12 protein-coding genes are annotated in these 15,627 nt (G+C 40.5%); 7 read left to right on the forward strand and 5 right to left on the reverse strand.

Going from position 1 to position 15,627, the window contains the following annotated elements; translation table 11 throughout:
* Window positions 1-120: 120 nt before the first annotated feature.
* Genes hrpB through C1E24_RS08320 form a run of 3 tightly spaced genes read right to left on the reverse strand, consistent with a single transcriptional unit; the run spans window position 121 to window position 5,239 of the window.
* Window positions 121-2,541, reverse strand: coding sequence for an ATP-dependent helicase HrpB (hrpB, locus tag C1E24_RS08310; RefSeq protein ID WP_138480739.1), 2,421 nt, complete (start codon window positions 2,539-2,541; stop codon window positions 121-123).
* A gap of 29 nt (window positions 2,542-2,570) precedes the next feature.
* Window positions 2,571-4,433: a GGDEF domain-containing protein gene (locus tag C1E24_RS08315; protein ID WP_138480456.1), complete on the reverse strand. Its 1,863-nt coding sequence runs from the start codon at window positions 4,431-4,433 to the stop codon at window positions 2,571-2,573.
* Entirely contained in the window at window positions 4,430-5,239 is an 810-nt protein-coding gene (locus tag C1E24_RS08320) for a hypothetical protein (protein ID WP_240721964.1), read from the reverse strand. The genes C1E24_RS08315 and C1E24_RS08320 overlap by 4 nt, the downstream gene beginning before the upstream one ends.
* Before the next feature lie 382 nt (window positions 5,240-5,621).
* Between C1E24_RS08320 and C1E24_RS08325 the strand changes: the two genes are divergently transcribed.
* Window positions 5,622-6,119, forward strand: coding sequence for a MarR family winged helix-turn-helix transcriptional regulator (locus tag C1E24_RS08325; protein WP_138480460.1), 498 nt, complete (start codon window positions 5,622-5,624; stop codon window positions 6,117-6,119).
* A gap of 95 nt (window positions 6,120-6,214) precedes the next feature.
* On the opposite strand, the gene ablB is transcribed toward C1E24_RS08325, so the two are convergent.
* Complete coding sequence (gene ablB / locus C1E24_RS08330; protein WP_138480462.1) at window positions 6,215-7,069, reverse strand: putative beta-lysine N-acetyltransferase; 855 nt, start codon at window positions 7,067-7,069, stop codon at window positions 6,215-6,217.
* A 587-nt stretch (window positions 7,070-7,656) separates the two neighbouring features.
* Here ablB and betI point away from each other — a divergent pair.
* From betI to C1E24_RS08355, 5 genes are all read left to right on the forward strand, one after another.
* Window positions 7,657-8,247, forward strand: a complete 591-nt coding sequence (gene betI / locus C1E24_RS08335; protein ID WP_138480464.1) for a transcriptional regulator BetI — start codon at window positions 7,657-7,659, stop codon at window positions 8,245-8,247.
* Between the two features lie 2 nt (window positions 8,248-8,249).
* The gene (gene betB, locus C1E24_RS08340) at window positions 8,250-9,713 is read left to right on the forward strand and encodes a betaine-aldehyde dehydrogenase (protein WP_138480466.1); all 1,464 of its coding nucleotides are present in this window, start codon (window positions 8,250-8,252) and stop codon (window positions 9,711-9,713) included.
* Window positions 9,714-9,722: 9 nt separating this feature from the next.
* Window positions 9,723-11,372, forward strand: coding sequence for a choline dehydrogenase (gene betA, locus C1E24_RS08345; RefSeq protein ID WP_138480468.1), 1,650 nt, complete (start codon window positions 9,723-9,725; stop codon window positions 11,370-11,372).
* A 298-nt stretch (window positions 11,373-11,670) separates the two neighbouring features.
* Complete coding sequence (locus C1E24_RS08350) at window positions 11,671-12,888, forward strand: BCCT family transporter (RefSeq protein WP_138480470.1); 1,218 nt, start codon at window positions 11,671-11,673, stop codon at window positions 12,886-12,888.
* Window positions 12,889-12,890: 2 nt separating this feature from the next.
* Complete coding sequence (locus C1E24_RS08355; RefSeq protein ID WP_138480472.1) at window positions 12,891-13,589, forward strand: TorF family putative porin; 699 nt, start codon at window positions 12,891-12,893, stop codon at window positions 13,587-13,589.
* Between the two features lie 83 nt (window positions 13,590-13,672).
* On the opposite strand, the gene C1E24_RS08360 is transcribed toward C1E24_RS08355, so the two are convergent.
* Entirely contained in the window at window positions 13,673-14,650 is a 978-nt protein-coding gene (locus C1E24_RS08360) for an aldo/keto reductase (RefSeq protein ID WP_138480474.1), read from the reverse strand.
* Between the two features lie 106 nt (window positions 14,651-14,756).
* Between C1E24_RS08360 and C1E24_RS08365 the strand changes: the two genes are divergently transcribed.
* Window positions 14,757-15,623, forward strand: coding sequence for a LysR family transcriptional regulator (locus C1E24_RS08365; RefSeq protein WP_138480476.1), 867 nt, complete (start codon window positions 14,757-14,759; stop codon window positions 15,621-15,623).
* The last annotated feature ends 4 nt before the right edge of the window (window positions 15,624-15,627 follow it).

Below are 15,627 nucleotides of genomic sequence, written 5' to 3' on the forward strand. Positions count from 1 at the left end.
ATTTCTCTTAGCCTTAACAGCATCAAGTCAATAAATTAGGCGCTAAGCGCTGACAATAACTTACTGTTTCTTACAATTTAAAGCGAGATCCCTAACTGCACTTTAAGTGATAAAAAGTCGCTACATACGACTTTTTACTCTATTTGTTGCTGGACTATTGGCTGGATCATCAGGCCAAAAATGTTTTGGATAACGCCCTTTCATTTCTTTTTGCACTTCTTTGTAACTTGTACCCCAAAAATTTGCTAAGTCTTGCGTGAGCTGTAAAGGACGTTGCGCCGGGGATAATAACTCCATTAACAAAGGAAGCCGCCCTTCACACAGTCTTGGGGTTTCAAGCATACCAAACACCTCTTGCATTCGAACGCTGAGTTTTGCTGGTCCTTCTTGTTGATAAGTGAGCTTTATATTAGACCCTGAGGGCACTTGTATTCTGACCGGCAGGAGTTGTTCTAACGCTTGCTGTTGAGACCAATCTAAACGACTCATTAGTGCATCTTTGAGCGCGAGTTTAGTTAACGCGCCGAACTGCTTTACTTGCTCTAAATATGGAGACAACCATGTTAAATCTGCTGTTAATGCATGCTCAGATAAATCATTGAATGTGTCAGGGTAAAACTTACAGGCTAGTTCAAAGCGCGTAAGTAACTGCTCACACTCGCCGTATGATTTGAATAATGACAGACCTTGTTTAGCTATCAAACTTAACCATGCATGCGTTCTTGCTTGTGTGTCAATTTCGGCTCTGCTTGGTTTGCTCGAAAGGATTATCTGCCCAAGTAGTTCTCGGTCTTCATGAATAAACTTCTGCTGTTTTTCATCAAATTCGCAAACGGTTTGTTGGCTTATCAAGTATGGAAGATGAGTATTTAACTCTTCAATATGTAAGGGCGTCGCACTAAACACCTGCATGCCCTTTTCCCCTCCTAAGGATACAATTGCTAAGTACTCAGCAACCGGCCAAACTTGTTCATTGACTTTGACACCTGCACCGTTTGCCATTAAAAAGCCTTGCCCTCTGCGTTTTGCAATACGATCGGGGTAAGCTAATGCAATAAGGAGTGGCACGGCGGATATAGGGAGCTCTGCAAGTTTTGTAATATTAAGCCTTTTACACCAATGCTGATACGCTTGCTTGAAGCTTGATGTTGGCTTAGTTAGCATGGTAGACAGTGCAATCACTACATCAGGGTTATGTTGTTTTCCTTGCTCCCATAAACTAACCAATGCACAAGCCAAAGCAGTAATGTCCGGGAGTTCAACTTCAAGTTGTTGGGCTTTTAATAACATATGGGCGTGTCTTGGTTCAGTGCCAAAACTATGGATCTGAGCGCCTAATGGGGTTAATTTTCCTTTGGCATCCAAGACTTCTAACATCTGCAGTAATTGAGTCGCTTGCTCTTGCTGAGATAACGAAGGCTGATCGAGTAATGGCAGTGCTGACACTTCTGCTCCCCATACTTTGGCTTCGAGCATTAGGGCACTGATATCAGATGTTTTTATCTGTGGTAAATCGTGGGCTATGCGTCGGTCGAACTGCGTTTTTTCACCAAGTCTATAAACAACTCCCGGCTCAATACGCCCAGCACGCCCCGCCCTTTGCACCGCCGATGCTTTTGAGGTTGACTGCGTTTTAAGCTCACTCACACCTGTGTTCAAGTTATAAACCGCAGCGCGTTTTTTGCCACTGTCTATCACTACTCGAACACCTTCTATGGTCAGAGACGTTTCTGCCACATTGGTGGTCAATACAACTTTTCTTCTTCCTTGCGGTGCTGGAGCAATAGCGGCTTGCTGTTGTTGTTTGTTTTGCTCGCCAAATAAGCTGACAACATCAATATTGTCGCCCAATTCACCTAAATTTTGTGCTACAAAATTAATCTCTTTTTGGCCTGGAAGAAAGACCAAAATACTGCCTGATTGCTCCTCAATCGCTTTATGTATTAAATTTGGAATGGCTGCTAACCACTCTCGCTCGTTGCGAAGTGGCACATACATTTCTTCGACAGGATAGCTTCGCCCCTCCGAGCTAATTAAAGGACATTGTAAAAATTGCAGGTAACGTTCGGAGTCTAATGTCGCAGACATGACTAAGATTTTAAGATCATCTCTCAGTGCGCTTTGGCTTTCTAATGATAGAGCCAACGCAGTATCTGCTTGTAATGAGCGCTCATGAAATTCATCAAAGATAAGTAGATCTATGCCATCTAACTCTGGGTCTTGCTGGATCATGCGTGTCAAAACACCTTCAGTGACGATTTCTAAACGCGTTCGGTGACTGACTTTCGCTTCTTGCTTTATTCTTAATCCGATTTGCTCGCCGACTTTTTCACCTAATTGTTGAGCTAAGAAATTAGCAATATTACGAGCCGCTAATCTGCGCGGCTCTAACATCACTATTTTCCTAAATTGCCCTGATAACATGAGTTGTAAAGGCAACCAAGTTGATTTACCTGCACCTGGGGGGGCCTGTAGTAATACACTCGGATGAGAAGATAAGGAGTCGGTCAATTGTGAAAAAACAGATTCAATCGGCAGCACAGTTTCGCTCAAATAGATAAACTTTTTGTTTAGTTTATCATGGTATTGATGATCTCCTCACGGTTTGAGATTGCCTTTAGGTTGCCCTGCTCTATTAATTGCTTGGCATTATTAACAATATCTTCAGCCTTAAAGGCTTTGTCAAACTTTGCTTCTGTGATCCCAACCCATGCATTCCTGCCACCGTTCTTCGCCGTATATAAACACAAGTCTGCAAGTTCGATGGTTTGCTCCCAGTCAAGCAGAGCCGAGTTTCTTTGCAAAGGAAATGGTGTAAAGCCAAATGAAGCAGTAACCGGAATTCGTATGTTATTATCTTTAAACTCAAAAGACTCTATATTAACTCTGATCCGCTCTAGAATTTCTGCTGCTGCGTCACGCGAGATATTAGGCATTAATAGTAAAAATTCTTCACCACCCCAACGAATAATGACATCATTTTGCCTAATCGTTTGTTTTAGCACAGTTACAAAAGATTTTAGAACTGCATCACCTGCGCTATGCCCATAGGTGTCATTGACCCGCTTAAAGAAGTCGATATCGATTAAACACATAATGGTTGACTCGGTCATAATCTCAGTGGGTAAATATTCGTCAATGTGGGTGAATAAGAAGTGACGATTATAGGCCCCTGTTAGACTATCTGTATAACTTAATGCTTGAAGCTGTTTATTTCTAATTGCAAGCTCTTGTGTACGCTGAGCAACTTGCTGCTCAAGTATTTTCAAAGTACGTCTGTTTTGCCAGCGCCAATATATAAAAAATAGTAATGTAAAAAACAACACCACAAGTAATATCACTCGCTGTTGTAATAAAGCGGTGTTTTCTATTGCTTGCAACTGTTGCGTTATTTGCTGCTCTTTTAGGGCATTATCTTTTTCAAGTAAAGACAGCTGCTGCCTTTGCTGATCAAAGTCAAATCTTGCCTCAAGCTGCAGTAACTTATTATTTCTTTTTTGCAGGTCTAAGGCCTTTTGCGTAAATGCATAGCGCTTCAAATATAAATGCGCCCATTGGTAATCTTGGATTTGAGCGAAACTGGCAGCCAGAGTATGTTGTAATTGTGCTTGCTCTTCTAAAAAACGTGTGTGAAAAGTACTTTGTAGACCATCTTGGGCGGTTAAAATCGCTTTAGCAAACAAACCAGCTTGAAGGTATGTCTTCGCTTGCAGCACTTTAACCATTAACTTGGTATGATGAAATTGACTATCAGAATTGTACTGGCTGATTTGATCGATCAAACCCTGTGCTGCAATGTGATCACCCATTTCTAACTTTACTTTTGCTTTCTCAATCAGCAACTCAATATAAATCGACTTACTCATATTTGGTTTGTCTAGTGCATCATCAAGCACATACAATGCTTGCAAATAACTTCCTTTACTAAAATAGATCCTAGCCCTCCAAAGACAAACCTTAGCCCTCAAAATACTGACTTTAGGCAATTGATTGACCAAAAGTGCTATTTTATCCATTTTTTCTGATGCTTGTTTAAAACGCTCTAACGATACCTCAAGATGAACAATTGAAAGGTAAACACTGATCAACAAAGCGGGATCGGCCAGCTCTACCGCGATATCTAGAGCCCGTTGATTAAGCGTTAAGCTCTCTTTATAGTCTCCGTAACGGTGTTTTAGTAATGCCACCAATAATAATGCTTCAGCTTGAACTTTAGCATTGTTAACAGAAGCAGCTTCTTGCTCGAGAGCCTTTAGGTTTGGCAATAATTTTAAGTCATATGTTGCCAATACTGCTTTTTTATATACCTCTAGCTTTGCGGGAAGCTCAGCAAAACTTTTAGTTTGTAATTTAGACGCAGGTGTTTTACTGGAAGATTCAAAACAAAAAAAGAAGATGAATAGCGCAATAAGCTGAGAAGTATATTTAATCATTGCAATCCCGGATTGAGCATTTGGATGTTTATCGTTTGCCAATCCGTGACTTTCTCATTAATGAAACCTGACTGTTTCAACGCTTTTTCTATTGTGCCATTTGTTCTCAATATGCCGAGACCTTTATTCAGTGCATGAAATACGGCGCGACCTTCTGGGTGGCGCTTACTTACTACAAAATGTCTAGAATCAGGCAAAAATACCTTAATATTATTGATCGGTACATATAGCCGATTTTCAAAGTTTAGCTCTAAACTATCACTGACACTAAAATTAATCAGCATGGCATCAACCACACTAGTCTCTACCATTTCCAACATGGTTTCCCAAGGGCCAATAAAGCTCACAATGTTTAAGTCGGTATTATGAAGTGCACGCCAGTCTACTTTCCATCTGGGGTTTGCAACGACGGTTAAGTTATCTATCTGAGCTTTAGCTAAATTGTGGAGATGCACGTTACGCTTAGCAACATATAAACCCGCTTCGTATTCACCAAATTTGACTAAGGGCGTGCTCACATACAATGACCCTCGATAATTGAGAATGTCTTCATGCCATACGGAGCGCGCCAAAATGAGACTGTCACCAGCAATTAAATCCGAATACTCTAAGATATTAATAGAAGGTTTTGGGTTAAAAACGATAGGTCTATCAATACCTCCAAGTTTTAACGCTTGTTGCAAAAGGATCATTTCAATGATTTCTATATGTGATCCTTTTGTTGTGGCATGAAAGTCTCTGATTTCATAAGGTGAGCGACCATTTAAAAAACTTTGATAACGCTGCGTAAAGTTTTCACTTTGCATGATATCTACCACCAAAGGCGTTTGTGAAAAACACCAATTAGGAAGTAAAAGAAAAAGAGTTAGAACACAAAACCGCATACACACCGCACCACAAAGTAAAGTGCACTACTATGCACTTTTTGTGAACATTATATGAGCAAGAGTATTTATAGCAACAAATTTAATGCAAAAGGATTAATTAATCGAACCTTTAAACTACAAAAAATTTACAAAAAGAACAATTTAAGGCACTAAAATATATTTCGTACAAACTTATTTTTACAACTTCAAAGCACATTAAAGTCAGTACTTCAAAATTAAGAAAATTGATTTTTCATCAGTATTTTAATCCTTTTGAGATAGATGCTATTATCGGCACAAATAGTCTATCAGTGCTGTAATCATGGAAAAATACGAAGAGCTACTCGTCTCAATCAGAAAAGTCATCCGTGCGATTGACTTGCATTCTAAGCAATTAAATAAATCATCGGGTCTAACAGGTCCACAGTTACTTATCATGCAAGAAATTGCGCGAGTTAAAGGTGTAACGGCGAGTCAGGTTGCCAAACAAATAAACCTCAGTGCAGCAACAGTAACCAACATATTAGATAGACTTGAAAACCGTAACTTGATCCAACGAATTAGAAGCTCAGAAGACAAACGACGTGTTGGGTTATTTTTATCTGAAGATGGCAAGACAGCATTAATTGATGCTCCCCAGCCTCTACAAGAGCACTTTATTCAAAAGTTTTGTCAGCTAGAAGAATGGGAACAATCTCTATTGCTTTCGTCTATGCAACGAATTGCTTCTATGATGGATGCAACAGAAATCGATGCAGCACCTGTGCTTGAAATTGATCCTATGCATCTTAGTAGCCAAAAACAGGCTGAGTCAGAATAACTCTCTTTATTAAGGGCAGTACTTATTTGTATAACTGCCCTTTTGATTATACCACTCACTGTTAATTAAGTGATCTATTTTGAGGACTGATAAAATTACTCTGCCAACTTTTTATACCAAAGGTTCAAAGATTTAAACTCATCTTCAATTCTGTTGTTATTAGTTAGCCGCCCACCAAACTCATATTTTTGCTGCGAAAATATCTTGTTGATCGGTAATGATGTCGCCAAACATAAGGTATAAACGTATTTAATATCTTGCAGTTGTAAAAACTGCTTAACTTTGTTTAAAAGCGCAGATGCTATGCCTTGATTCTGAAATTGTGTCATCACGCCCAGATCGTACATACGCGCATTACTGGTGTCTGTATCTAGCTCAACGCGCAAGCAACCAACAATCACACCCATATAGTCAGCACAGTAATATTGCACACCATTATTCATACTCGTCCTAATGAATTCTTCGTTGCTTACAGGAGACGAGTAATTGGTATAAACATGCCCATATAATTTACTTAAAGCACGAATATCGGTGAGATTGCAGCTTCTGAATTGAACCGGCTCGTTAAACTTTCCCGGGTGCCAAGGGTTAGCTTTTGAAGCTTCAGCAACGATTTCATCGTATTGTTGACTGAATTCACTTTGCTCACGATTTTTATCTAAAAAATAAGAAATAAATACCGCATCTTCGCTTCCGAAATAACCCGGCACTGTCGCTTCAATCTTATAGCCTTTTTTCAAAAACGATACTAGCTGTGAGCCTTTTACTTTTGCGATTATCTTGCCATAACCTTGCGCTAAAGCGACTTGAACTAATGCGTCATGGAAAGTATTTGGGGTTTTTATCGTCGAGTCAGTCACATAAATTCTGCTATTTAGCTGACCGTGGCGGATTTGATTAAATTCAACAATTTCATCGCAGTCGTAATAACTACTTGCTACGGCTGACATGATCTCTCCATAAAATAAGTTAATGCGAGAAAACACTTACTAAATACAAATCATTGTCGAAAATAATTTGATTTAAAACTTTAAAACGCACACACACACCCGTACATCCAATTAAGGTTATTTGTTTATATTCAATATTTTATAAATTTAACCAAGGAGGGCATGACGCTACAAAGTGGCTTTCAAATACTTTGTATTCGAACTATATTAACAATTATTAGAACTCGAAGCAAATTACAAATCACTAAGAACACAAGCCACAACAGCTATATTTCAGACTATATTTAAAGCAAACACCCAGTAAATTTGAAAATAACACCATAAAAAACGCCCTACCCTCGATTTAAAACACCTTAACCAATGTAAAAACCAGTAAAAACACACAGGAACGAATTATTTTAACTGTAAATTTAACTGCTCAAACAAAATTAATTAAAGCCAAATACACAAAACAAAAACGCTAATAGAACATAAGCTTAAAACACATCAACTCATAAGCACAAAGAGCAAAAACCAATGCAAGCTTGAAAAATTACTTAGAACTCTATAGGATTTATTTTAATTGAACGGTCAATTAATAAAAAGTTATGCCAAAAGTAGGAATGGAACCGATACGTCGCCAACAACTTATCAATGCAACGTTAGAATCGGTCGCAGAAGTGGGATTACATGCCACAACCATCAACAGTATTAGCAAAAGAGCCGGTTTATCGTCTGGGATCATTAGCCACTACTTTGGAGGCAAACAAGGTCTCATCGAGGCGACTGTACGCTTTTTATTAAATAACTTGAAAACTAGCTTGATCAGTAAGACTCAGCAACCTTGCTCTGCTGAAGAACGCTTAATGTTCATTGTTGAGGCCAACTTTTCTGTCATTCAACAACAAACCAGTAGTACAAAAACTTGGTTAAGTTTTTGGGCGCAATCAATGCACGATGAACAATTGCACCGATTGCAAACCGTAAATGCAAAACGCTTATACAGTAACTTAGCATTTTCTTTCAAAACATTAATGCCAGAAAACGATGCCAAACGCGCTGCTAAATTAGCGGCTGGTATGATCGATGGCTTATGGCTAAGGGCTGTTTTAAGTAAGGCCACAGAGCAAGAATTTAAGCAAGCTGAGCAGCTTGCAAAACATTATGTGTCTTCCCTCATTTCATCTTGTGGAGCTTAAAAATGACCACACCTGTTTATCAGAATTTTATCCATGGCCAATTTGTGCCGAACCAGAGCAAAGAAACGTTTGCAGTCAAAAACCCTGCAACTGACGAAGTGATTTATCATGTCGAAGTTGCAGATGAGTCAATTCAAGAAAAGGCAATTGCCAGTGCTCGCGAAGGCTTTACAGCTTGGTCAGCTATGGCCCCAATCGAAAGAAGCCGAATTCTAAACAAAGCCGTTTACTTATTACGTGAGCGTAACGATGAGCTGGCAAAAATCGAAGTATTAGACACAGGTAAACCAATTCAAGAAGCTGATTGTGTCGACATTCAAACTGGCGCTGACGTGATTGAATACTTTGCAGGTCTTGCACCAACACAAGTCGGTACACAACAACCCGTTGCTAACGACTTCTTCTATACCCGCAAAGAGCCTTTAGGTATTTGTGCTGGTATCGGCGCATGGAACTACCCGCTACAAATTGCCTGTTGGAAATCAGGTCCCGCTCTTGCTGCTGGCAACGTTTTAATCTTTAAGCCATCAGAAGAAACACCGCTAGGCGCCATTAAACTGGCTGAAATCTTCATTGAAGCAGGCATGCCAGCAGGTGTTTTCAACGTCGTGCAAGGTGCAGCTGAAGTTGGACAATGGCTGACAACACATACAGAGATCGAAAAAGTATCGTTCACTGGCGAAGTTGGTACAGGTAAAAAAGTCATGCAAAGCGCAGCTTCGAACTTAAAAGATGTGACCATGGAACTTGGCGGTAAATCACCTTTAATCGTGTTTGATGACGCCGATATCACAGAAGCTGTGAGTGCGGCCATGTTAGGTAATTTTTATACGCAGGGTGAGATCTGTACAAATTGCACTCGTGTGTATGTACACAAGTCAGTTTATACGCAATTTATTAACCAGCTTAAAGCGCGCACTGAAGCAAATATTATCGCAGGAGATCCCCTTGATCCTAATGTTAATCTGGGCGCGCTTATTTCTAAAAAGCATCAAGACTTGGTGCTAGGTTACATCGAAAAAGGTAAAGCAGAAGGTGCCACTTTACTAACTGGTGGTCATGCCTTATCACCTGAATCAGCCCCGAACGGTTACTTTGTTGCCCCGACAATTTTTACAGACTGCACTGAAGACATGACCATTGTCAAAGAAGAGATCTTTGGCCCAGTAATGAGCGTGTTAGTTTTCGAAGATGAAGCTGATGTAATTGCAAGAGCTAACAATACAGAGCTAGGCTTAGGCGCCGGTGTATTTAGTCAAAATATTCAACGCGCGCACCGTGTTATCCACCAGCTAAAGGCCGGTATTTGTTGGATAAATAGCTATGGAAACTCCCCTGCCGAAATGCCAGTAGGCGGTTACAAACAATCAGGTATTGGTCGCGAAAATGGCATCGAGACTTTAAATAGCTACACACAAACCAAGTCGGTTTATGTGGGTATGAGTCAAATCGAAAGCCCATTTTAGGAGTCTAACATGCAGTACGATTACATCATCGTCGGTGCAGGCTCTGCGGGCTGTGTGCTGGCAAATCGCCTTTCAGCTGACGCGAAAAATAAGGTGCTATTACTAGAAACGGGTGGGTCTGATAAAAGTATTTTTATCAAGATGCCAACGGCACTGTCGATTCCGATGAATACCGACAAGTATGCATGGCAATTTCATACTGAAGCGGAACCTTATTTAGACAACCGTAAAATGCACTGCCCACGCGGCAAAGTGCTAGGTGGGTCATCATCAATTAATGGCATGGTGTATGTAAGAGGGCACGCCAAAGACTTTGATGAGTGGCAAGCTCACGGCGCTCAAGGCTGGGATTACCAAGCCTGCTTGCCCTATTTCAAAAAAGCTGAGACCTGGTACCAAGGCGAAAACACTTATCGTGGTGGTAGAGGTGAACTGGGCGTCAACAACGGTAATGAAATGAAAAACCCGCTTTATAGCACCTTTATTGATGCGGGCGCTCAAGCCGGATACCCGGTGACAAATGATTACAACGGTGAGCAGCAAGAAGGCTTTGGCCCTATGCATATGACGGTGAAAGGCGGCGTGCGTAGCTCAACCTCTCGCGAGTATTTAGATCCAATAAAACATCGTAATAATTTAACGGTGGTTACAGGTGCGCTTGTTAGTAAGGTGTGTTTGCTCGATAAAAAAGCCACAGGCGTTGAATACCGAGTGAATGACAAAGTATGCCAAGCTGATGCGAGCAAAGAAGTTATATTAAGCGCGGGCCCAATAGGCTCTCCTCATATTCTGCAGTTATCTGGTATCGGTGAACGTGAAGTCTTAGAAAACGCAGGTGTAGAAGTAAAGCATGAGTTGCCGGGAGTCGGTAAAAACTTACAAGATCACCTTGAGTTTTACTTCCAATACAAGTGTAAAAAGCCAATTACTTTAAACGGTAAACTTGGCTTGATTTCAAAGGGCTTGATCGGCACTGAATGGGTGTTGAATAAATCAGGTCTTGGCATTACAAACCACTTTGAATCTTGTGCTTTTATACGCTCAAAAGCCGGTATTGAATGGCCTGATATTCAATATCACTTTTTGCCAGCGGCGATCCGTTACGATGGTCAGTCTGCATTTGATGGTCATGGTTTCCAAGTGCACGTCGGGCATAACAAACCTAAGAGCCGAGGGAGTGTGACCATTCAGTCAAGTGACCCGCTGGTGCCGCCGAAAATTCAATTTAATTATTTGCAACACCAAGAAGACATTGAAGGCTTTAGAGCCTGTGTGCGCCTCACTCGAGAGATTATCTCTCAACCAGCCTTTGATGAGTATCGTGATGGCGAAATTCAACCTGGTGAACATATTCAAACCGATGAACAGATTGATGAGTTTGTTCGACAAGCCGTTGAGAGTGCCTACCACCCTTCTTGTTCATGCAAGATGGGCGAAGATGAAATGGCTGTTGTGAACTCACAAACTCAAGTTCACGGTATTCAGGGCCTGCGAGTGGTGGACTCTTCCATTTTTCCAACTATTCCAAATGGCAATTTGAATGCACCGACGGTTATGGTCGCTGAAAAAGCCGCAGATATGATTTTAGGAAACGCACCATTAGCACCTATGAATGCCAAGGTGCATTTACATGAAGATTGGCGTAACAAACAAAGATAAAAAATCATACCAATCCGCTTAACAAAGTAGTCTATTTTGAGGCAAGAAAACCTTGTTGGTAGCAAGGCAAAGATTTCGTTATTTAGTTGTTCTAAATGAGAAATTTTTAACGCAGCTATCATCAGGTTTAATCCCTGAAAATGATTAAGTGTTATTGTGGATTGGTAACACACAGGTGCACTTAATTGTTGCACCTCGCTCTCACGGTGAGCCGTTTAGGTTGAATGAGAGCAACGACATATAACAATCATAACGGGAGAAAATATGAGTTATTTCTACTTATTTTGGGAGGGTGACAATGACCTTATGGCTTAGTGCGGGCATTTTATTTACCCTACTTTCAATTGCTTTCATTATTTACAAATGGGGCAATGTCGAAGTCGTCGGTGTTACACCGGTCAAAACTTTTACCTTTATTGCTATTTTGTTTACTTCAGGCCTAGATGTTGGCTTAGTGATGTTTCCACTCACTGAGTTTGCAGGTTATGCAGACATAAACGCAAGCCCAGAATATGGCTTCACAAACCCACTTGCTATTGAGTTTGGTTTTTGGGGGTTCTTGATCTGGGGATTCTACTTCCTTACCTGCTTTTATTTCTGTGTAATTGAGCCTAAAGTCAAGTTCTTCGAGATCCCTCTCGTTAAACTACTTAATAATGTTGTGATCATTGGCACCTGTGCGTTTACAGCATACCTATTACTTTCAAACCTGCCTTGGTATTTACCGAGCATGGGCGATGGCGAGTCAATCATTCCAACTTTCTACCTCATTGTATTTGCAGCTATCGCGTTTGCAGTTTACTCAAGTACTGACATTAAATATGTGCGCTTTTTAAGTATCACTACCACTTGGGTATTCATTGGCTTAATTGCGTTAATGTGGGCCAACGCCTTCGTATTTGGCGACAGTGCAATTTCGGGTTACTTCAATAACTTTGCTTTAATCGGCGACTATTTTGCCAACATGCATCAGTTTGTATTGCCGATTAATGATTACCATGAGTTTTACTTATTTTGGTGGTTTGCTTGGAGCATTATGATCGGTCAATTTACTTCACGTTTCGTAGGTGGACTAAAGGCCTATCAAGTACTCGCTGCGATGTTGATATTCCCATCAATTCCAATTGCGGCTTGGTTTGCAGTGCTTTATCACTACCATGAAGCAGGCATTGCCACAGATGGCTTAGTAAACTTCGCCATGGTGTTTGTTGGCATTGTATTTGTGATCAACTCTCTCGATTCGCTTGTGCGTTTATATACAGATAATCTAGGGTTCACAGTTCAAAAACTCGGTAAAGCAAAATACATTGCGCTGAACATCGCCGCGCTGTCTCTGCTAACCCTGCTATTCAAACTCAACTTTTTACAGATCCAATGGGTTGGCGCCATTGTGATCGGCATTTTCTTCGCCTGTTTTGGTTACATCTTGGTGCAAAAATACAAAGCCGTAGCCAATATTGAAGGCTCTCCAAAAGAAAATGAAATCGACTATACAAAAATAGAAACAGTAAGCTAATTATGACAACAATGATCAAAACATCTCTTATTTCTCTAGCGCTATGCTCAAATTTGGCAATGGCAGACTGGAGCACAACCGTGACTGGCGCATCAGATTATACTTTCAATGGTGTTAGCCAAACTGATAACGGCCCTGCTATTCAAGCGAGCCTTGACAAAGCATTCGATAATGGCGTATATGCTGGCTCTTGGGCATCGAATGTGGATTTTGGTACTGACACTAACTTAGAGTGGGATTTCTATGTAGGCCGTTACGCTGAATTAAACAGCCAATGGAGCATTGACTATGGTATCGCTTATTACACGTATCATGGTGAAAGCGCATCTAGCGACGGTAACTACCCGGAAGTATACGCCAAGTTCGGTTTTAATAATGAGCTAGGTAATACCGAGTTTAACTTCTGGTATAGCTGGGATTACTTTGGAACTGATGCTGGCCATACTATTGCGATGGTGGCACACACCGTTGAACTTGCGCCGAACCACAATTTAAGAGCCAGCTTTGATATCTCAAACTCATTAGATGGCGATAAATATAGTTGGCAAGCCACTGACAAGTCTTACCATCACTATCGTTTAGCGTATCAAACAAGCTACGAAGGTTTTAATATTGAGGTGGCAGCTGAAAACACCAACCTAGATTTGGATACAGCTGATGAACGCATCGTACTTTCTGTAGCAAGGACATTCTCTTTATAAGAGAGTTTAAAACTAAAAGGGTGACATTATGTCACCCTTTTTAACAACCAATAGCACTTATTATTAATTCCTCTTCTTTCATTCTAAGGCAGCGCTTGCCCTCTCGCGCTAACGAAGAGGCTATACCATTCATCTCTGGTCAGCTCAAAATCAAGCGCCATGGTCGCACCTTTTATTCTATCTAAATTAGTTGTGCCAATTACAGGTTGTATATTACTCGGGTGCTTTAATAGGAATGCCAGTAGAATCGCTTCTGGTGTTGCATGGTGTGCTTCGGCCAATTCAAAAATGAGTTTCGTAGTTTGTCTCGTCACATGACACTCTGACTGTAAACCTTGCTCTGAGAATCGACCTTTAGCTAAACATCCCCAAGCTTGGAGTTGTATCTGCTCATTTTGACAATATTCTAAAGTACCACTTACAAAGTCCACCTGATGATTGCCCGCACTGCCCACCATGACACCGTCATTGAGCCAATCCAGCTTTCCTAAACTCATCTCGATTTGGTTTGCGATTATTGGCAGTTCAAGATGTTTCTGCATATATGAAATCTGGTGATGACTCATGTTAGAAACCGCAAAATGATTAACCTTGCCTGCTGATTTTAACTCTAATAATGTCTCAGCCAACTCTTCAACTTGCATTAAAGGATCTGGCCTGTGTAGCATTAAAATGTCTAAGTACTCTGTATTTAAACGTCTTAAACTGCCTTCAACTGAGTGCTTGATCCACTTTTCAGAGAAGTCATAACGGCCAGGTAAAACCCCTTCTTTAAAACGGATCCCACATTTAGATTGCAGTATCATGTTTTCTCTCAGTTCAGGCTTTTTCTTTAACACTTCACCAAAAACCTGCTCAGCTTTACCATTTCGATAGATATCAGCATGGTCGAAGAAATTAATACCATAAGCCATAGCCGCTTCAATCACAGAATGAGCGTGTGAGATATCTTTATTCATAATCGAAGAATTATCCCACTCACCGCCTAAACCCATGCACCCGTATGCAATGCGACTAGATTGAGGGTAATATTTTTGAAGTGGTAAAGTCTGTTTTGTCATTAAGTCACCTTAATTTGTTTTTAGTCTCTTTAGTTTATTGTTCTGTGCCATGAATAAAAGGGTATAATTGAGAAAACATTGTTTTATATAGCAAACAATAATATCTATGAACGAACATAAACGTGTTGAGTTACTGATGCTATTTTTAACACTAGCAGAACAACTTAGCTTTACAAAAGCCGCTGAGCAGTTAGGGATCTCTAAAGGTTATCTGTCTGAAAAAATAAAACTGCTTGAAGCCCATTTAAAAACGCCTTTAGTCATCAGAACAACGCGTAGTGTCAAACTTACCGCTCAAGGTGTTCATGTTTATGAGCAAGCATTGCAAATAAGAACCCAGTTGTTTGATATAGAAAAAACCACTGACTCACAACAAGTTGCTGGGGTTTTAAGACTCACTGCGCCAAAAATGTTTGCGAGCACCTTTCTTTTCGACATTTGCCATAAGTTTAAACAACTGTACCCGAATATTGAGTTTGTAATTAATTCAAGTTACCGAACATTTAATTTAAACCAACAAGATTTTGATTTGGCTTTTCGTGCCACCTCATCACCGCCAGATAACATGGTTGCCAATAAACTGTTCGACTATGAGCATATCATTGTTGCCTCACCGAGTTATTTGAAATCAAGTAGCTCAATAGACTCGCTTGTTGATTTAGAAAACCACCAGTGCCTAACAGTGACTGAGCAAACCATCTGGCCTTTTAATTCCCAACAAGTAAGCGTCAATGGTTGGCTGTCGAGTAACGACAACCACATCTTAAAGCGCTCTGCCCAACAGGGCGCGGGGATTTTCAGGATCGCGAATTATTTCGTTAAAGATGAGCTAGATTCTGGTCAGCTCGTTGAGGTATTACAACAAGAAAAAATAAAAGACAGTGGCGGGCTTTATATGCTCTACCCTCAGCTCATTTACCCGCCTTACAAACTGAGAGTATTTATCGATTTTGTGAAAGCTTATTTTCAATAAGCTT

Source organism: Pseudoalteromonas phenolica (assembly GCF_005876835.1).
Taxonomy (GTDB): domain Bacteria; phylum Pseudomonadota; class Gammaproteobacteria; order Enterobacterales; family Alteromonadaceae; genus Pseudoalteromonas; species Pseudoalteromonas phenolica_B.